We start from the raw sequence: 17,250 nt of genomic DNA, 5'->3' as shown, positions 1-17,250 counted from the left end.
AGTGCTTAGCAGTTGTGCGCGCCCTTCGTCTCCACATAGACCGCGTAGAGTGACTGGCTCGCAGTCATGAACAGCCGGTTGCGCTTCTTGCCGCCGAAGGTGAGGTTGGCGCAGGTTTCCGGCAGCAGGATCTGGCCGATACGCGCGCCGTCGGGCGCGAACACCTGCACGCCGTCATAGCCCGGTCCGACCCAGCCGGCGCCGACCCAGATGTTGCCGTCGATGTCGACGCGCAGGCCGTCGGGGAAACCCGACTTGCCGTCCAGCGTCATGTCGATCAGCGTGCGAGGGTTCGAGAGCTTGTCGCCGTTGAGGTCGTACTGCCACACGATGTTCTTGGCGTTCGGATAGTGCGTGGTGCCGGTGTCGCAGACATAGACCTTCTTGTAGTCGTGGCTGAAGGCGATCCCGTTCGGCTTGAATGGCTCGTCGGCGACCTTGGTGATCTGGCCGGTCGCAGCGTCGATGCGGTAGACGGCTTCCTTCTGGTAGGGCTGAACCGAGCCGGTGTTGGCGCGCTGGCCCTCGTAGATCGAGACTGCGCCGTAGCCGGGATCGGTGAACCAGATCGACTTGTCGTTGGGATGGACGACCATGTCGTTCGGTCCGTTGAGCTGCTTGCCATTGGCCTGCTCGGCCAGCGACGTGACGGTTCCGTCGTGCTCGTACCGCACCAGCCGCGTGCGCTCGGCCGTGATCTGGCGGCCCTCGAAATCGAAGGTCGAGCCGTTGGCCTCGTTCGACGGCTTGTGGAACTGCTCGGAGATGTGGCCGTCATCGTCGAGATAGCGCAACTGCCGGTTGGCCGGGATGTCGCTCCACACCAGATACTGGCCCTGCGCGTTCCAGGCCGGGCCTTCAGCCCACAGGCAGCCGGTGTACAGCCGCTTGATCGCGGTGTTGCCGACCTTGGCCTTGAAGCGCTTGTCGTCGATCACGACGATGTCCGGATCGGGATAACGCTGCGGCTCCGCGTTGCGGCCGTAATCGCGCGCGGCGGCATCGGATGCAGCCATCGCAGTTGCAACAAGCGCGGTTGCACCGCGCAAGATGGCTCGACGATCGAACGCCTTTGCGCCGTCGTTCTCGTGTTTTGCTGTGTTGCTTGGAGCTGCGTTGCTTGGATTTGTCACGAAAGTCCTCCCAGGTTTCTTGTTATCGGGGAGGACGATCATACCCGCGCAATTCTGGCACAAAGCGGGCGCGCAATGAAAAACAACCAAAGAGTGTGTCGCCCCCGCGGTTTCGCGGAGGCGACTTTTTCATAAAACTGTCAGATCGGATCCCAGGTGAAGACATCGGCCGAGCGGTCGAGCTTGGCGAACGATCCCTTCAGCGCCGGCATGCCGTGCTCGGCAATGGTCTGCGGCGTCCAGCCTTCGCCGCGATGCACCGAGCGCACCGGACGATGCTGGCCGAACAGGAAGATCTCGTTCATGCGCACGCCGAAGATCTGCCCGGTGACGTCCTTGGCGGCATCCGAGAGCAGATAGGCGCAGACCGGCGCGATCTTCTCCGGGCCCATCTGCTTGATCTTCTCGACGCGCGCCTTCTCGGCATCGGTCTCGGTCGGAATGGTGCCGATCATGCGGGTCCAGGCGAACGGCGACACGCAGTTCGAGCGCACATTGAAGCGGCCCATGTCGAGCGCGATCGACTTCGACAGGCCGACGATGCCAAGCTTGGCGGCGGCGTAGTTGGCCTGGCCGTAATTGCCGATCAGGCCGGAGGTCGAGGTGAAGTGCACGAACGAGCCCGACTCCTGCTCGCGGTAGATGCGCGCGGCGGCGTGCGAGACATAGAACGAGCCCATCAGATGCACCTTGATGACGGCCTCGAAGGCTTCCACGCTCATCTTGTGGAAGATCATGTCGCGCAGGATGCCGGCATTGTTGACGACGCCGTCGAGCCTGCCGAAATGATCGGTCGCGGTCTTCACGATCTTGCTGGCGGGAATGGCTTCCGCCACCGACTCGAAATTGGCGACCGCCGTGCCGCCGCGCTTCTTGATCTCCTCGACCACCTCCTCGGCGGGCGCCGCGCTCGAGCCGCCACCGTCGGCCGCGCCACCGGGATCGTTGACCACGACCTTGGCGCCTTCCGCCGCGCAGAGCAGCGCTATCTCGCGGCCGATGCCGCGGCCCGCGCCGGTGACGATAATGACTTTGTCCTGCAGTGATTTTGCCATGTCGATTCTCCTTGTTGCTGTCCGTCATTCCGGGGCGATGCGTCAGCATCGAACCCGGAATCTCGAGGTTCCGGGTTCGCGCTTCGCACGCCCCGGAACGACGGGTGTTACTTCTCGTTCGTAAAGATGATCGTGCCCGACGCGGCGAACATGCCGCCGACGCCGTGGCAGACCGAGATCTTCGCATTCGGCACCTGCGCCGGCGCGATGCCGCGCATCTGCCGCACGCTCTCCTGCAGCGCATACATGCCGTACATCCCCGAGTGCATGTAGCTCAGGCCGCCGCCATTGGTGTTGAGCGGCAGCTTGCCGCCGGGGCGGGTGTTGCCGTCGGCGATGAACTTGCCGGTTTCCTCATGGGGCATGAAGCCGAGGTCGCCGAGGCCGTAGAGCGGCAGATGCGCGAAGGCGTCGTAGATCATCAGATGATCGACGTCCTTGTGGGTGATGCCGGCCTCCTTGAAGGCGAGCGGGCCTGCCACCTTGAAGGCGCGCGACGAGTCGAACGTCTTCATCTGGCTGACCATCGGCGTTTCGACGCTCTCGCCGGTGCCGAGGATGTAGACCGGCTTTTGCGGGAAGTCCTTGGCGCGCTCGGCCGAGGTCAGGATCAGCGCGCCGCCGCCATCGGTGACGAGGCAGCACTGCAACAGCCGGAACGGGTAGGCGATCATCCGCGAGTTCAGGACGTCGGCGACCGTGATCGGGTCCTTCATGGTCGCGCGCGGGTTCTTCGCCGCCCATTCGCGCTGCACGACGGCGACCATCGCCAGCTGCTCATGCGTGATGCCGTGCGTCTTCATGAAACGCAGCACGGGAATCGGGAACATGCTCGGCGGCCCGTAGACGCCGAACGGCGACTCAAACTGGCCGTTGAGGCTGTCGGGTGCGGTGAAGCGGGGCTGCTTGCCGATCATCGACTTGCCGCTCTCGGCATGGGTGATCAGCACGGTGTTGCAGAGGCCGGCCTCGATCGCGGCGGCGGCGTGGCGGACATGCAGCATGAAGGAGCAGCCGCCGACCGAGGTGCCGTCGACCCAGGTCGGCGTGATGCCGAGATAGTGCGCCATCTGCTGCGGGGTCTCGACCGCGGTGGCGAAGCCGTCGATGTCGGACAGCTTCAGGCCGGCGTCCGCGATCGCATTCAGCGCCGCGTCCGCGTGCAGCTGAATCTGCGACATGTTCGGGATGACCCCGAGTTCGGTGGTTTCGGCCGCACCGACGACGGCAACCTGGTTCCTGCGCATCACATTACCCCTTTGCCGGGCGGAACAAAGGAAGGGTGATCTTGTCATCGAGCGCCTCGAAGGCGACCTCGAGCGGCATGTCGAGCTCGAGCGCTTCCGGCGTCTGCGGACAATCGATGATGTTGCTCATCATGCGCGGGCCTTCGTCGAGCTCGACGATGGCGATCGCGTAAGGCGGCGTGAAGCCGGGGGCGGCGGGACGGTGGTTGATGACGTAGCTGTAGAGCTTGCCCTTGCCGCTGGCCTTGAAGACCGAGACCTTGCGCGAGGCGCAGGAGGGGCAGAACGGCCGCGGCGGGAAGTAGACATTGGCGCAGGCGTCACAGCGCTGCAGGCGCAACTCGCCGGCCTTGGTGCCGTCCCAGAAATGCTGGGTCTCAGGTGTCGGCTTTGGTTTCGCGCGCGCGGGCTCGGCCATGTCTGATACTTCCTCCCGAAATCGTTACGGTCTTGATGCGCCATCGGACCGAGGGCCGTCAACGGTCCATCCACGCCCCGCGCAGCGGCCTGTGTCCCGCGCATGCCGCATATTCCGCCCCTCGCACAATTGCTAAGGCCGCGATGCTTGTGTCGCTCCGGTCCGGCGCGTAGAAGGGCCGCGGTCCAAGAGACGTCCAAGATACCCGGGAGGAATCATATCATGCTGAGGATCATCGGCGCGGCACTCGCTGCCAGCCTCGCATTTGCCACGCAGGCGGTCGCCGCCGACGCACCGTCGGAGATCAAGATCGGCACGCTCTACGCGTCCTCGGGGCGCTATGCCTCGATCTCGATGCCGGTCTACAGCTCGCTCAAATTGTGGGTCGAGCAGAAGAACGCCGAGGGTGGCGTCTTCGTGAAGGCGTTCGACAAGAAGATCCCGATCAAGCTCGTCTCCTACGACGACCAGAGCAACACCGCGACGGCCTCGACGCTTTATAACCAGCTCGTCACCCAGGATAAGGTCGACCTCCTGGTCGCCGATTCCGGGTCGGTGCTGACCGCGCCGGCCGTTGCGATCGCGCGCGACCACAAGATGTTCCTGTTCGACCAGACCGGCACCGGCGCGAGCTTCTTCTCCAAGGACAATCCCTACATCGCGCTGATGGCCGACCCGGTGTCGACGGTCTGGCCGAAGCCGGTCGCTGATTTCATCAGCCATGATGGTCCGGGCCTCGGCATCAAGAAGGTCGCCATCCTCTACGCGACCAACGAGTTCACCGGCACCCAGGCCAACGCGTTCCGCAAGTTCGTCAAGGAGTCCGGCGCGCCGATCGAGATCGTCTACGATCAGGGCGTGCCGACCGAGACCACCAACTACAACGTCATCATCAACAACATCAGCAACGCCAATCCCGACGCGGTGATCCATTTCGGCTACGCACCCAACGACATCGCCTTCCTGCGCAACGTCCAGGACGTCGGCACCAAGTTCAAGATGCTGTTCGCGATCTATGCCGGCCTCGAGACCGAGCTGCTCGAGAAGAACGTCGGCGCCAAGGGGCTGGAGCACATCTGGACCTATGTGCCGCCGTCCGAGCTGGATTATCCCGTCAATTTCGGGATGACCATGAAGGATTTCCGCGCCGCCTGGCTGAAGAAGTACAATGACGGCAAGATGGAGTTCGGCTTCAACGCGGTGGCCGGTTACACCACGGCGCTGGTGATCGAGAAGACGCTGTCGGTTGCGACCAGCCTCGACCAGATGGAGCTGCGCCGCGCGGTGTTCTCGCTCTCAGGCCAGCTCAAGACGCTGGACGGCACCTTCGCGCTGGATGAAACGGGCGGGCAGATCGGCGAATTGACGCCGCTCGGCCAGCTCACGGTCGACGAGCACGATCACATCAAGTTCGTCTCGATCTATCCGCACGAGACCGCCACCGGCAAGCCGATCTATCCGGCGCCGTGATGCAGTCTCGGGCGGCAGGCGCAATCTCCGGCGGCGAGCGATAGCATGACCTATGCGCTCGTTGCCGGCGTGCTGTTCGGGCTGTATTTCAGCCTGGTCGGCATCGGTCTCAATCTCGTGTTCGGCGTCATGCGCATCGTCAATCTTGCGCATGGCGACATCCTGATGCTGGGCGCCTTCATCGCGCTCGGCGTGGTCGGCATTGCCGGCATCGACCCGCTGTTCGCGGTGCCGCTGGCGTTCGTGGTCTTCGTGCTGGCGGGCGTGCTGCTGTACTGGGTGCTGGTGCCGCGGCTGCAGGGCTCGGCCAATCCGGAAATGCTGTCGATCATCCTGTTCTTCGGCCTGTCGCAGGTGATCGAAGCCGTCACCACGATCTTCGCCGGCACCAGCGAGCGCTCGATCCAGAGCCGGCTGCTCGGCACCGTGTTCACGACCATCAAGGTCAAGTGGTTCGGCGGCAAGGCCGGCGGGGCAGGGCCGATCCAGATCTTCGGCCAGGGCTTTCCTGCACCCTGGGTGATCGCGGCCATCACCAGCCTGATCGCGATTGGATTTGTCTATCTCTATCTCTACCACACGCGGCTCGGCACCCTGACCCGCGCGGTGATGTCACGCCGTGACGAGGCCTTGGCGACCGGCATCGATGTCGATCGCGTCTCGGCGGCGGCGTTCGGCATCGGGCTCGGCATCGCGGCGGTCGCCGGCGTGTTCGCGCCCTTCATGTTTGGCTCGGTGACGCCGGCCTTCGGCGCCGATGCGACGGTGACCTCGTTTGCGATCGTCGTGCTCGGCTCGCTCGGCAATCCGCTGGGCACCGCGCTCGGCGGCGTCGTCTATGGCCTCTGCTACATGCTTGTGCAGACCTATCTCAGTTCCTGGGCCGACCTGTTGCCCTATGTGTTGTTGATCGTGATCCTGTTGTTGCGCCCGAGCGGTCTGCTCGGAAGGCGGGTGCGCGTTGCATAATGCATCGAAGCATCTGCTGTTTATCCTGGCGCCGCTGGTGGTGGTGTTCGCACTGCTGCCCGGCGTCTATCAAAACCATCTGTTGCTGTTCAACTTCGTGATCTTCCTGATCCTCGCGCAAGGCGTGAACATCATCTATGGCTTCACCGGCTATCTGCCGTTCGGCTATGTCGGCTTCTTCGGGGCCGGCGCCTATGGCTTCGCCATCATGGTGATGCATCTGCAGACGCCCGCGCCGCTGGCCGTGCTGGTCGGCGGCCTCGTCGCGGTGGCGCTCGGCCTGTTGCTGACGCCGCTGCTGCGGTTGTCGGGGGCGTATTTCGCGATCGCCAACCTTGCGGCCTCGCTCGCAGTGCTGCATTTCGTCGCCAACCCGGCGCTGGAGGGGATCACCAAGGGCCCCTACGGCGTGTCGCTGACCGGCACGTTCAACCCGACCCATGCCTATTACGCTGCCGTCATCGTGATGGCGCTGACGGTTGGCGCGGTGATCTATCTCAAGAACTCGCCGTTCGGGCTGGCACTGCAGGCGGTGCGCGAGGATGCGGTGTCGGCCTCGATGGCCGGCGTCAATATCGTGAAGATGCGGGTGATCGCCTGGCTCGCCTCGGCGCTGGTCGCGGGCCTCGCCGGAGGCATCTATGCCTGGTACGTCTCGGTGTTCTATCCCGATAACGTGTTCTCCGGCGAGTTCTCGATCTTCGCGATCGTGTTCGCGCTGTTCGGCGGGGTTGCCACCATTACCGGACCGATCGTCGGCGTGCTGATCCTCTACGGCATCTACAATCTGATCGGCTTCACTACGCCGCAATATTTCCAGCTGATCTATGGCCTCTTGATCATGGGACTGGTGCTGTTCCTGCCGGCAGGCCTGGTGTCGCTGGCAACGCGCAGGGGGTGGCATGTCCCCTGAGCAGAACTCCATCCTCAAGGTCTCCAAGCTGGTCAAGCGCTTCGGCGGCTTCCATGCGCTCGACGGCCTGAGCTTCCACGTCGTGCCCGGCGAGATCCTTGGCCTCGTCGGCCCGAACGGCTCCGGCAAGACCACGGCGATCAACGTGATCTCGGGTCTCTATGCGCCCGATGGCGGCGAGGTCGTGTTCGACGGCGCGTCCTCCGGCGGCGTCGCTTCGCACAAGCTCGTTCACCGCGGCATCAACCGCACCTTCCAGGTGCCGAAGCCGTTCCTGTCGCTCACGGTGCGCGAGAACATCCAGGTGGCGCTGGCCTATGGCGGCGCGACTGGCACGCCGCCGTCGATTGCCGAGTTGCTTGAGGAATACCGACTGAAGGAGGTCGCGGACCGTCCTGCCGCCGATCTCAACAGCGCGCAGCAGAAGATGCTCGATCTGACCCGTGCGCTGGCGACACGGCCGCGGCTATTGCTGCTCGACGAGCTCGCCGCCGGTCTCAACCCGGCCGAGCTCGACTGGATTGCCGGCCGCATCAAGGCGCTGGCCGCGACCGGCATGGCGATCATCGTGGTCGAGCATCTGATGGGCTTCATCGAGCAGATCACCGACCGTGTCATCGTGCTCAATGCGGGCAAGGAGATATTCGAAGGCACGCTCGCCACCGCGGTGCGCGAGCCGCAGGTGATCGAGGTGTTTCTGGGAGGCGAGCATGCCCACTGATGCGGTGTCGCTTCTGGACGCCAAGGGCGTCGATGCCGGCTACGGCACCATGCAGGTGTTGTGGGGTGTCGATCTCGACGTCCGCCCCGGCGAGACCGTCCTTTTGCTCGGTGCCAATGGCGCGGGCAAGACCACCTTCCTGAAATCGCTGGTCGGCCTGATCGAGGCCCGCAGCGGCCACATCAAGCTCGGCGGCGAGGACATCACGAAGATGCGATCCTCGGATCGGATGAAGCGCGGCATGACCTACATGTCGGAGCTTGCGGTGTTTCCCGATCTGTCGATTGAGGAGAATATCCGCGTCGGGGCACAGGCGCTCGGCCACACCAATCCAGGTGCGCGGGTCGACGAACTATACGGCCTGTTCCCGGTGCTGCGCGACAAGCGCCGCGACCCGGCCTCCAGCCTGTCCGGCGGCCAGCGCAAGATGCTCGGCATCGCCAAGGCGCTGTCGGCCGAGCCGAAGCTGCTTGTGATGGATGAGCCCTCGGCCGGGCTGTCGCCGCTGTTCGTCAAGGAGGTGCTCCGCGCCCTGTCGAGCCTGCAGGGCCGCGGACTGGCGCTCCTGATCGCCGAGCAAAATATCGGTTTTCTCGAGATTGCCACCCGCGTATTCGTGCTGGAAGGCGGGCGGATCCGGTTCTCCGGCACGGTTGCCGAGATGAGCGGCAATGAGGAGCTGCACCGGGCCTATTTCGGGCTGAAGTGACGCTGGCGGAAGCGTTTTCGAGCGAAGTGGACACCGGTTCGCGTGAAGAAAACGCGTCAAAAAAGAAGCGCTAGCGCCGATCTGGCAATCAGCGCCGGTTCGCGCCACAATCAGCTGCAAGACCGTTTGAATTGCCAGCCAGCAAGCCGTGAAGTGAAAGCCATGCCGAAAAATCCGACGCTCGCCTCCCTTGCCGCCGACCTCGCCAGCGGCGCGACCTCTGCCCGCAAGCTCGTCGAGCAATGCATCGCCAGGATCGCCGATCCGTCGGGCGAGGGCCAGCGCACCTTCACCCTGGTCGACCGCGACGCGGCGCTGGAAGCCGCCGATGCCATGGACCACCTGCGCAAGGCCAACGCCGCGCCGTCGCCCTTTGCCGGCATTCCGGTCTCGATCAAGGACCTGTTCGACATCAAGGGGCAAGTGACGCGCGCCGGCTCCCGCGCGCTGGATGATTCCGCGCCGGCGGATGCCGATGCACCCGTGGTGGCGCGGCTCAGGCGCGCCGGCTTCATCGTGATCGGCCGCACCAACATGACCGAGTTCGCCTATTCGGGTATCGGCATCAATCCGCATTACGGGACGCCGAAGAGCGCCTGGAATCGGAGCGTCGGCCATGTGCCCGGCGGCTCATCCTCGGGCGCGGCGGTCTCGATCGCCGACGGCATGGCGTTCGGCGCGCTCGGCACCGACACCGGCGGCTCGTGCCGCATTCCGGCCGCCTTCAACGGCATCGTCGGCTACAAGCCGACCCAGCGCCGGATTCCGCTCGATGGCGGCGTGCCGCTGTCGTTCACGCTGGATAGCTACGGCCCCCTGGCCAATTCAGTCGCCTGCTGCGCCGCGCTCGACGCGGTGCTGGCCGACGAGCCGGTGACGCCGCTCGCGCCGCGCCCGGTCAAGGGCATGCGGCTCGCGGTGCCGACCACGGTCGTGCTCGACGATCTCGACGATGGCGTCGCAAAGACCTTCGAGCGCGCGCTGGCCTCGCTGTCGCGTGCCGGCGCTCTGATCGAGCGGATCGAAATGCCGGAACTGCTCGATGTCGGCGTGATGAACGCCAAGGGCGGGTTTTCCGCGGCCGAGAGCTATGCCTGGCACCGCTTCCTGCTGGCGAGCAAGGGCGACATCTACGATCCGCGCGTCGCGGTGCGGATCCAGCGCGGCGAGGGCTTCCTGGCCGCCGACTATATCGACATCGTCAACGCGCGGCGGTCGTTCATCGCCCGCACCGAGGCGCGCATCGCGCCCTATGATGCGATGGTGCTGCCGACCACGGCGAATCTGCCGCCGACCATTGCGAGCCTTGCCGACGACAAGGCATTCGCCACCGAGAATCTACGCGCGCTGCGCAATCCCTCGCTGATCAACGTGCTCGACGGCTGCGCCATCTCGCTGCCCGCGCATCGCGAGGGCGAGGCACCGGTAGGCCTGATGCTCGCCGCCGCCGGCGGCTCGGATCGCCGCATCTTCGAGCTTGCGGCCGGAATGGAGACCGTCATCCGTGTTTGATCTCACCTTCACTATCGACGACAAGGGCGTCGCGACGCCGCTCACGCTGGAAATCAAACAGGCCGTGATCGCCGGCTGGACCGGCCGCGATCCGGTGGCGCGCGACAAGCACATCGCCGAGCTCGAGGCGCTCGGTATCGCGCGGCCCGCGACCACGCCGATCTATTATCGTTGCTCGGCACGCCGGCTCACTTTCGCCGATACGATCGAGGTCTGCGGCGAGGACTCCAGCGGCGAGGCCGAGTTCGTGCTGATCGGCTGGCAGGGGCGCACCTTCGTTGGCTGCGGCTCCGACCATACCGATCGCAAGGTCGAGAGCTACAGCGTCACGGTGTCGAAGCAGATGTGCGACAAGCCTGTCGCGTCTGAATTGTGGGAGCTCGAGGACGTCATCGATCACTGGGACCAGCTTATCCTGCGCTCCTGGGCCACGATCGGCGGACAGCGCGTGCTCTACCAGGAGGGCACGCTCGATCACATGCTCCCGGTCAAGGACCTGATCGCGCGCGGCTTCGACGAGGGCGCGTTGCCCGACGGCTGCGCCATGTTCGGCGGCACGTTCGCGGCCAAGGGCGGCATCCGCCCCGCGAGCCGCTTCGAGTTCGAGCTGGAAGACCCGGTGATGAAGCGCAAGATTAGCCACGGATATGACGTGGTCACGCTGCCGGTCAGGGGTTGAGCTCTTTCCGCGCGTCGTCGCGCAGAGGTGACCAGACTCTCTCCACCCGTCGTTCCTGCTTTCGCCGGGGCGACGGCGGTGATGGGGCGCAGTTCTCCGGCATTTCCCACCGGAAATCGGGTGGCGCCGACCGCGATCAGGGGCCAGATTCTGCCCTATGACAGCAGCAGCCAAAACCCTCACCCGCCCAGCCACCAGCATTCCCGCCCGCGTCGACGGGCTCGCCTGGGAACAGATCACAACCGACCTCGACGGGCAGGGATGCGCCGTCCTGGGCGGCCTGCTGACGCCGGAGGAATGCGATGCGATCGCCGCGCTCTATCCCGATGACGGCCGGTTCCGCAGCAAGGTCGTGATGGGCCGCCACGGTTTTGGCCGCGGCGAGTACAAGTATTTCTCATACCCGCTGCCGGACCTGATCGGCGAGCTGCGGCCGGCGCTCTATGCGCGGCTGACCGCCACCGCCAATCGCTGGAACCAGACGATGGGGATCGAGATCAACTACCCGCCGTCGCATGCGGCGTTCCTGAAGCGCTGCCATGACGCCGGGCAGACACGGCCGACGCCGCTGCTGCTGCAATATGGCGAGGGCGACTATAATTGCCTGCATCAGGATCTCTATGGCGAGCACGTGTTCCCGATCCAGGTCGCGATCCTTCTGTCGCAGCCGGGCAGCGATTTCACCGGCGGCGAATTCGTGCTGACCGAGCAGCGGCCGCGGATGCAGTCGCGGCCCGAGGTGGTGCCGCTGACCAAGGGCGATGCGGTAGCGTTTGCCGTGCATCATCGTCCGGTGCAGGGGACGCGCGGGCCGTATCGTGTCAATCTGCGCCATGGCGTCAGCCGGATCAGATCCGGCCATCGCCACACCGTTGGCGTGATCTTCCACGACGCAAAGTGAGCGCGCAAGGCGTGGCTGCTGATCTGTTCGAGTCCATTGGCGATGCAAGGCCGCCGCGCGAGACGATCGCGGACGGCGCGGTGCTGCTGCGCGGCTTCGTCCGGCCGTTCGAGGCCGAGCTGATCCCGGCCTTGCGTGTCATCGTCAAGCAGGCGCCGTTCCGGCATCTGATCACGCCGGGCGGCCATCGGATGTCGGTCGCGATGACCAATTGCGGCAGCGTCGGCTGGGTTTCCGATCCCAGCGGCTATCGCTACGATCCGATCGACCCTGATACGGGACAGCCTTGGCCCACGATGCCGGCGGTGTTGCGCGGGGTCGCTGCCGATGCCGCGGCTGCGGCCGGTTTCGATGGCTTTGCGCCGCAGGCCTGCCTGATCAACCGCTATGTGCCCGGCGCAAAATTGTCGCTGCATCAGGACAAGGACGAGCTCGACTACGGCGCACCGATCGTCTCGATCTCGCTCGGGCTGCCGGCAATCTTCCTGTTCGGCGGCCTGAAGCGGAGCGATACGCCGCGCCGCTATCGGCTCGAACACGGCGATGTTGCGGTGTGGGGCGGGCCGTCGCGGCTATTTTATCACGGTGTCGCAGCGCTCGCTGATGGCGAGCACAGCGTGCTCGGCCGCCAGCGCATCAATTTGACCTTCCGCAAGGTGCGCTGAACCGCCGGGTGATCTAGACTTGGTAGATGACCACCAAGGCCGACCGCGCGGTCAACCGCACCGGCGCTTATCTCGCCGTGCTGCAACTCGTGTTCACGCTGGGCTGGACCACCTACCTGATCTACCTGCCCAAGCTGTGCGCCGATGTCGGCATCGCGCCTTCAACCGTCATCCTGATCCTGATGATGGACCAGGCCATCTTCGCCGTGTCAGACACTGCGATGGGCATGGCCGCCGACAGGATATCGATCCTGGTCGGTCGTCTCGGCGTGTTCGTCGGCATCCTCGCTTCGATCTCCTGCGCCGCCTTCATCGCGCTGCCTTACGTCGCCGACACTGGGCCGGGCGCAAAAGTCTGGCTGATCGCGTCGATCGTGATCTGGGCCGTGACGTCGTCGGCCTTACGCGCGCCGCCATTGACGCTGCTCGGCAAGTATCGCGCGCAACCTTCCGTCCCGTTCCTCGCGGCGCTGGCGATGCTGGGCTACGGCATCGCGGGCGCGGTCTCGCCCTACCTCGCCGTCGTGCTGCGCGATCACGATGCGCGGCTGCCGTTCGTGCTGTCCGGCGCCGTGCTGCTGCTGACCGCGCTGGCGTTCTCAGGGATCGAACGCCGCGTCGCCGAAGATGTGCAGCCGGAGCGGCTCCCGCCACCGGCCAAGCGGCTCGGCGCGGTGCCGATGTTCCTTATCGGATCGCTGGTTCTGCTCTCGCTCGGCTATCAACTGCACTTCAACATCAACAGCGCCCCGTTCTATCTCCGCTTCGCCAAGCCGGACGAGCTGCAATGGTTGATGCCGGTGTTCTGGATCGGCTTCAACATCGCGATGTTCCCGGCGAGTATAGTCGTCAAGCATCGCGGCGGCCTGATCGCGATGGGCGCGGCGGGACTGCTTGGCGCATTCGCCATCGTTGCCGCGGAGATCGCCGGCAGCCTCAACGTGCTGATCGTGGCGCAGTTCATGGCGGGCGCGGCCTGGGGCTGCATGCTGATGAGCGCAGTGTCCGCGGCGCTTGCGATCGGGGAGACCGGTGCCGAAGGTAAGGTCACGGGCCTCGTGTTCTCGGCGCTGGCGCTCGCGACGTTTGCTCGGATGGCGGCGGTTGCCGGTGGCTTGCAGAAGCTGCCGGATTATGCGCCGCTGGTGCATTGGGCGCCGGTCGCCTGCTGGTCGGTCGCCGGCGCCGGCCTGCTGGTGATCGCCGCGTCGCGGGCGCAACGCGGCGTGCAGGGTGCCTAGTTGTTTCGTGCCGGATGGATGAACGCCCAGGGTGAGACTTCGGAATCGGTCGGCACTTCCACCGAGATCACGTAGGGCCCGCCGTCGGCCAGCGCCTTCTCCAGCACCGGGCGGAACTGATCCGGCGAGGTGACGCGCGCGGCGCCGGCGCCGAAGGATTCCGCGAGCTTGACGAAATCAGGATTGACCAGGTTCGAGGCGACGACGCGGCCGTCGAAATGCTGGCGCTGGTCGCGGCGGACATTACCGTAAGCATTGTTGTTGAACACCAGCGTCACCACGCCGATCTTGAACTGCACGGCGGTAGCGAGCTCCTGCACGCCGAACATGAAGCCACCGTCACCGGTGATCGCGACCACTGGCCTGTCCGGGTTGGCGACCTTGGCGCCGAGCGCGGTCGGGAAACCCGAGCCGAGCGTGCCCTGATAGCCCGACGTGATGAAGGTGCGCGGCTCGTAGATCGGAAAACCGTACCACGACGCAAAGCCGACCTGCGACAGCTCGTCGGTGACGATGGCGTTGGCCGGCAGCACCTCGCGCAGGATCTTCAGATAGGCCATCTGCGGCTGGATGCGCTGTATCTCGTGTTCGGCGGCTGCGGTCGCCTCGCGGATCGCGGCGCGGCGTCCCGCGGTCTTGCTGTAGCCCGCCTTGTGCACGGCCGAGACGAGATCGGCGGTGCCGGCCTTGGCGTCCGCGATCACGCCGGCGTCGGCGGGCCAACGTCTCAGCTCGACCGCATCGATGTCGATCCGCACGCATTTCAGGCCGGCAGGCTGATAGGGCCAGCGCGACATCGTCGGCAATTCCATGCGGGTGCCGATGCCGATCATCAAATCTGTCTTCGGCCACAGCTTGTAGGCCGCGGCCATCGTGAGTCCGAGCTCGTGCGCGTTGGAGACGATGCCGCGGCCGCTGCGGAATGCGACCACCGGTGCGTCGATCATCTCGGCCAGTTCGAGGATTTCCTCGCCTGCCTCGATGGCGCCGCTGCCGACGAAGATCATCGGCGCCTTGCTGCCGGCGATCAGGTCGGCGGCGGCCTTGATGCGGTCCGGATCGGGCTGCGGCGCCGGCAACGGGTCGAACGGCTTGACCGCTGCAACCTGAGTGCGCTGGGTAAACACATCCCACGGCATCTCGAGCGACGCGGGACCGCGCCGGCCCGACAGCATCTCCTGGAACGCGCGCGACACCATCGCCGGCGCATTGTCGGGATATTCGATCCGGTCGGCCCATTTCACGAAGGTGCGCAAGGTCGCGAGCTGGTCCGGCATCTCGTGCAGATGGCCGCGGCCCTTGCCGAGGAATTGCGTCGGCACCTGGCCGGTCAGGCACAGCACCGGCTCGTTGCAGCCGAACGCAGTGAGCAACGCCGCCGAGGCGTTGAGCACGCCGGGGCCGGGCACCACGCTGAACACGCCGGGCCGGCCTGAGGAGCGGGCATAGCCGAACGCCATGTAGCCGCAGGCCTGCTCGTGCCGGGCGCCGACTACCTTGAGCTGCGCCTGGTGGAACGCATCGAACAGGCCATAGATCTGCGCGCCGGGCAGGCCGAACACGGTGTCGACGCCGTGGGCGACGAGGCCGTTGACGATTGCTTCGCCGCCGGATGTTGATGTCATGGCACTGTCCACTCGCTTGCGGGATTAGTTGGCTTCGTCGACGACGCCGTTGCGCAGGATGCCGACGCCTTCGGCCTCGACCTCGACGACATCACCGGGCTTCAGATAGCGCGGCGGATCGAACCGCGCGCCTGCGCCGGTCGGCGTTCCCGTGACGATGATGTCGCCGGGAACCAGCGTCGTGAAGGTCGAGATGTAGTTGATGAGGTAGCGGAAGCCGAAGATCAAGCGCGAGGTGCGGTCGTCCTGCCTGACCTCACCGTTGACCTTGGTGGTCAGCCGGACATCGGCGATCTGCGCTTCGCTGCTGTAAGGCACGATCCACGGGCCGAGACTGCCGGTGGAATCGAAATTCTTGCCCTGGGTGACGTTGAATTTGGCGTGGCGCACCCAGTCGCGGATGGTGCCTTCATTGCAGAGCGTGATCGCGGCGATGTGATCGAGCGCCGCGCTCTCCGGAATGTGCCGGCCGGCCTTGCCGATCACCAGCACCAACTCGCCCTCATAGTCGAGCTGCGGCGAGATCCGCGGCCGCACCACCGGCGTGTTGTGGCCGACGAAGGAGCGCGGCACCCGCAGGAACATGCTCGGATATTTCGGCGCGTCCGAGCCGTCCTTGTACTCGGCATTGCGATCGGGATAGTTGACGCCGATGCAGATGATCTTGTCCGGCGCCGGGATCGGCGGCTGCCAGGTGACCGCGTCGAGCGCGTGGTCGGGCGCGTGCTTGGCGGCGTCCTCAACGAGCTTGGGCAGCGCGCCGGCGGCGATCGCCTCGCGCAGCGTCGGATAGTTCTTGGCGAAGCGCGACGAGAGGTCGACGATGCCGGTATCGGTGACGGCGCCATAGCTGGTGGTGCCGTTGACGGAGTAGGTGGCGAGGCGAGGAGAGGGCATCAGCAGTCCCATAATTGGTGTCGTCCCGGCTTTCGCCGGGACGGTGAGGGGATGGGGTCTTGCGCACTAATCCGCGACCAGCACGTCGGCGACGAAGCGCGGTTCGCGCACCGTTTGGCCGGCGAAGGTCGAACCTTCCTCGAACCAGGAGCGCGGCGCCGGCGCGCCCCACAGCGTCTGGCGGCGCGGATCGCGCAGCGACCAGCGCAACGGCTCGTGGTCGTGATCGCCGGTGAAATAATCGCTGGTGTAGAGCTCGATGCGGTGGCCGTCGGGATCGCGGATGTAGAGGAAGAAGGCGTTGGAGATGCCGTGCCGGCCCGGGCCGCGCTCGATGTTCTTGAGGAAGCCGGAGGAGGCCATCACGTCGCAGAGGTGCACGATGTTCATCGCGGTCGGCACCCAATAGGCGATGTGGTGCAAGCGCGGGCCACGACCGTTGGTGATGGCGAAGTCGTGGACATTGCCCTTGCGATGCATCCAGGCGGCGGCGATGCGCCCCTGGTCGCCGTCCTCCTCGGCATATTCGGTGAGGCGGAAGCCGAGCCGGGCGTAGAAGTCGACGGTGTCCTGCACCTCGGCGGCGAATACGTTGAAATGGTCGAGCCGCTGCGGATGGCAGCCCTTGTAGAGATCGTAGCGCCGCAACAGATGCGGGCGCTTCTCCATCGTAGCGTAGAGCTCGATCTGGAAGCCGAACGGATCGGCGAATTGCAGCGTGCGGCCCTGGAACGGCTGGTCAACGAAAGCGTAGGCGATGCCGTTCTCCGAGAAGAAGGCGGCCGCCTTGTCGAGGTCGCCGTCATTGCCGACCTTGAAGCCGAGCCGGTTGCAGGCAGCCTTCGCAGCCTTGCGCAGCACCACCGAGTGATGCTGGTGCTCCTCGCTGGCGCGCAGATACACCGATTTGTCGTCGCGGTCCTCGATGTGGAGGCCGACGGTCTTCTCGTAGAAGGCGGCGCTCTTCTCCAGGTCCGTGACGTCGAGCACGGCATGGCTGCAGCGGATGATGTTGAACGGCGGATCGAAGACGTGTGTCGGAACGGGCATCGGTGTTTCCCCTCAATTTTATTCGTCATTCCGGGCTCGCGAAGC

Annotated in this window: 17 protein-coding genes; 10 read left to right on the top strand and 7 right to left on the bottom strand. The window is 65.3% G+C overall.

Going from position 1 to position 17,250, the window contains the following annotated elements; all coding sequences use genetic code 11:
- Positions 1–5: 5 nt before the first annotated feature.
- The 4 genes from AKN83_RS07050 to AKN83_RS07035 form a co-directional block, all read right to left on the bottom strand.
- Positions 6–1,175 carry an SMP-30/gluconolactonase/LRE family protein gene (locus tag AKN83_RS07050; protein WP_430641497.1) on the bottom strand — a complete coding sequence of 390 codons (1,170 nt, stop codon included), beginning with the start codon at positions 1,173–1,175 and terminating at the stop codon, positions 6–8.
- A 98-nt stretch (positions 1,176–1,273) separates the two neighbouring features.
- Positions 1,274–2,188, bottom strand: a complete 915-nt coding sequence (locus AKN83_RS07045) for an SDR family oxidoreductase (protein ID WP_050406754.1) — start codon at positions 2,186–2,188, stop codon at positions 1,274–1,276.
- Between the two features lie 107 nt (positions 2,189–2,295).
- Positions 2,296–3,435, bottom strand: coding sequence for a thiolase C-terminal domain-containing protein (locus AKN83_RS07040; protein ID WP_050406753.1), 1,140 nt, complete (start codon positions 3,433–3,435; stop codon positions 2,296–2,298).
- Between the two features lie 4 nt (positions 3,436–3,439).
- Positions 3,440–3,853, bottom strand: a complete 414-nt coding sequence (locus tag AKN83_RS07035) for a Zn-ribbon domain-containing OB-fold protein (RefSeq protein ID WP_021079894.1) — start codon at positions 3,851–3,853, stop codon at positions 3,440–3,442.
- 222 nt (positions 3,854–4,075) lie between these two features.
- Here AKN83_RS07035 and AKN83_RS07030 point away from each other — a divergent pair, with 222 nt between their 5' ends.
- The 10 genes from AKN83_RS07030 to AKN83_RS06985 all read left to right on the top strand — a co-directional run bounded on the left by AKN83_RS07030 (position 4,076) and on the right by AKN83_RS06985 (position 13,633).
- Positions 4,076–5,323, top strand: a complete 1,248-nt coding sequence (locus AKN83_RS07030; RefSeq protein ID WP_050406752.1) for an amino acid ABC transporter substrate-binding protein — start codon at positions 4,076–4,078, stop codon at positions 5,321–5,323.
- A 45-nt stretch (positions 5,324–5,368) separates the two neighbouring features.
- On the top strand, positions 5,369–6,292 hold the full coding sequence (locus tag AKN83_RS07025) for a branched-chain amino acid ABC transporter permease (RefSeq protein ID WP_050406751.1): 924 nt from the start codon (positions 5,369–5,371) through the stop codon (positions 6,290–6,292).
- Positions 6,285–7,205, top strand: a complete 921-nt coding sequence (locus AKN83_RS07020) for a branched-chain amino acid ABC transporter permease (protein ID WP_050406750.1) — start codon at positions 6,285–6,287, stop codon at positions 7,203–7,205. Before AKN83_RS07025 ends, AKN83_RS07020 begins: the two co-directional genes overlap by 8 nt.
- Positions 7,195–7,926 carry an ABC transporter ATP-binding protein gene (locus tag AKN83_RS07015; RefSeq protein ID WP_050406749.1) on the top strand — a complete coding sequence of 244 codons (732 nt, stop codon included), beginning with the start codon at positions 7,195–7,197 and terminating at the stop codon, positions 7,924–7,926. The genes AKN83_RS07020 and AKN83_RS07015 overlap by 11 nt, the downstream gene beginning before the upstream one ends.
- Positions 7,916–8,635 carry an ABC transporter ATP-binding protein gene (locus tag AKN83_RS07010; RefSeq protein WP_050406748.1) on the top strand — a complete coding sequence of 240 codons (720 nt, stop codon included), beginning with the start codon at positions 7,916–7,918 and terminating at the stop codon, positions 8,633–8,635. The genes AKN83_RS07015 and AKN83_RS07010 overlap by 11 nt, the downstream gene beginning before the upstream one ends.
- 162 nt (positions 8,636–8,797) lie before the next feature.
- Positions 8,798–10,147, top strand: coding sequence for an amidase (locus AKN83_RS07005; RefSeq protein ID WP_050406747.1), 1,350 nt, complete (start codon positions 8,798–8,800; stop codon positions 10,145–10,147).
- Positions 10,140–10,826 (top strand): DUF2848 domain-containing protein, encoded by a 687-nt coding sequence (locus AKN83_RS07000; RefSeq protein ID WP_050406746.1) that lies wholly within the window; start codon positions 10,140–10,142, stop codon positions 10,824–10,826. The genes AKN83_RS07005 and AKN83_RS07000 overlap by 8 nt, the downstream gene beginning before the upstream one ends.
- Positions 10,827–10,983: 157 nt before the next feature.
- Positions 10,984–11,727, top strand: coding sequence for a 2OG-Fe(II) oxygenase (locus AKN83_RS06995; protein WP_050406745.1), 744 nt, complete (start codon positions 10,984–10,986; stop codon positions 11,725–11,727).
- Positions 11,728–11,738: 11 nt separating this feature from the next.
- Positions 11,739–12,392 (top strand): DNA oxidative demethylase AlkB, encoded by a 654-nt coding sequence (gene alkB / locus AKN83_RS06990; RefSeq protein ID WP_050406793.1) that lies wholly within the window; start codon positions 11,739–11,741, stop codon positions 12,390–12,392.
- Positions 12,393–12,418: 26 nt separating this feature from the next.
- Positions 12,419–13,633 (top strand): MFS transporter, encoded by a 1,215-nt coding sequence (locus AKN83_RS06985; RefSeq protein WP_050406744.1) that lies wholly within the window; start codon positions 12,419–12,421, stop codon positions 13,631–13,633.
- Here AKN83_RS06985 and AKN83_RS06980 read toward each other — a convergent pair.
- From AKN83_RS06980 to hpaD, 3 genes are all read right to left on the bottom strand, one after another.
- Positions 13,630–15,258, bottom strand: coding sequence for a thiamine pyrophosphate-dependent enzyme (locus tag AKN83_RS06980; protein ID WP_050406743.1), 1,629 nt, complete (start codon positions 15,256–15,258; stop codon positions 13,630–13,632). The genes AKN83_RS06985 and AKN83_RS06980 overlap by 4 nt on opposite strands.
- A gap of 24 nt (positions 15,259–15,282) precedes the next feature.
- On the bottom strand, positions 15,283–16,155 hold the full coding sequence (locus AKN83_RS06975; RefSeq protein WP_050406792.1) for a fumarylacetoacetate hydrolase family protein: 873 nt from the start codon (positions 16,153–16,155) through the stop codon (positions 15,283–15,285).
- Between the two features lie 66 nt (positions 16,156–16,221).
- A complete protein-coding gene (gene hpaD / locus AKN83_RS06970; RefSeq protein WP_050406742.1) occupies positions 16,222–17,205 on the bottom strand; it encodes a 3,4-dihydroxyphenylacetate 2,3-dioxygenase in 984 nt (327 codons plus the stop codon).
- Positions 17,206–17,250 lie beyond the last annotated feature (45 nt).

Origin of the sequence: Bradyrhizobium embrapense, assembly GCF_001189235.2 — a bacterium.
Classification (GTDB): Bacteria; Pseudomonadota; Alphaproteobacteria; order Rhizobiales; family Xanthobacteraceae; genus Bradyrhizobium; species Bradyrhizobium embrapense.
This window is presented reverse-complemented; position numbering and strand designations above follow the sequence as displayed.

Coding starts and splice junctions, on each gene's coding strand:
- AKN83_RS06985 (WP_050406744.1), top strand. CDS start 12,419: ATGACCACCAAGGCCGACCGCGCGGTCAACCGCACCGGCGCTTATCTC.
- AKN83_RS07010 (WP_050406748.1), top strand. CDS start 7,916: ATGCCCACTGATGCGGTGTCGCTTCTGGACGCCAAGGGCGTCGATGCC.
- AKN83_RS07035 (WP_021079894.1), bottom strand. CDS start 3,853: ATGGCCGAGCCCGCGCGCGCGAAACCAAAGCCGACACCTGAGACCCAG.
- AKN83_RS07050 (WP_430641497.1), bottom strand. CDS start 1,175: ATGATCGTCCTCCCCGATAACAAGAAACCTGGGAGGACTTTCGTGACA.
- AKN83_RS06975 (WP_050406792.1), bottom strand. CDS start 16,155: ATGCCCTCTCCTCGCCTCGCCACCTACTCCGTCAACGGCACCACCAGC.
- AKN83_RS07015 (WP_050406749.1), top strand. CDS start 7,195: ATGTCCCCTGAGCAGAACTCCATCCTCAAGGTCTCCAAGCTGGTCAAG.
- AKN83_RS07025 (WP_050406751.1), top strand. CDS start 5,369: ATGACCTATGCGCTCGTTGCCGGCGTGCTGTTCGGGCTGTATTTCAGC.
- AKN83_RS07040 (WP_050406753.1), bottom strand. CDS start 3,435: ATGCGCAGGAACCAGGTTGCCGTCGTCGGTGCGGCCGAAACCACCGAA.
- AKN83_RS06995 (WP_050406745.1), top strand. CDS start 10,984: ATGACAGCAGCAGCCAAAACCCTCACCCGCCCAGCCACCAGCATTCCC.
- hpaD (WP_050406742.1), bottom strand. CDS start 17,205: ATGCCCGTTCCGACACACGTCTTCGATCCGCCGTTCAACATCATCCGC.
- AKN83_RS07005 (WP_050406747.1), top strand. CDS start 8,798: ATGCCGAAAAATCCGACGCTCGCCTCCCTTGCCGCCGACCTCGCCAGC.
- AKN83_RS06980 (WP_050406743.1), bottom strand. CDS start 15,258: ATGACATCAACATCCGGCGGCGAAGCAATCGTCAACGGCCTCGTCGCC.
- AKN83_RS07045 (WP_050406754.1), bottom strand. CDS start 2,188: ATGGCAAAATCACTGCAGGACAAAGTCATTATCGTCACCGGCGCGGGC.
- AKN83_RS07030 (WP_050406752.1), top strand. CDS start 4,076: ATGCTGAGGATCATCGGCGCGGCACTCGCTGCCAGCCTCGCATTTGCC.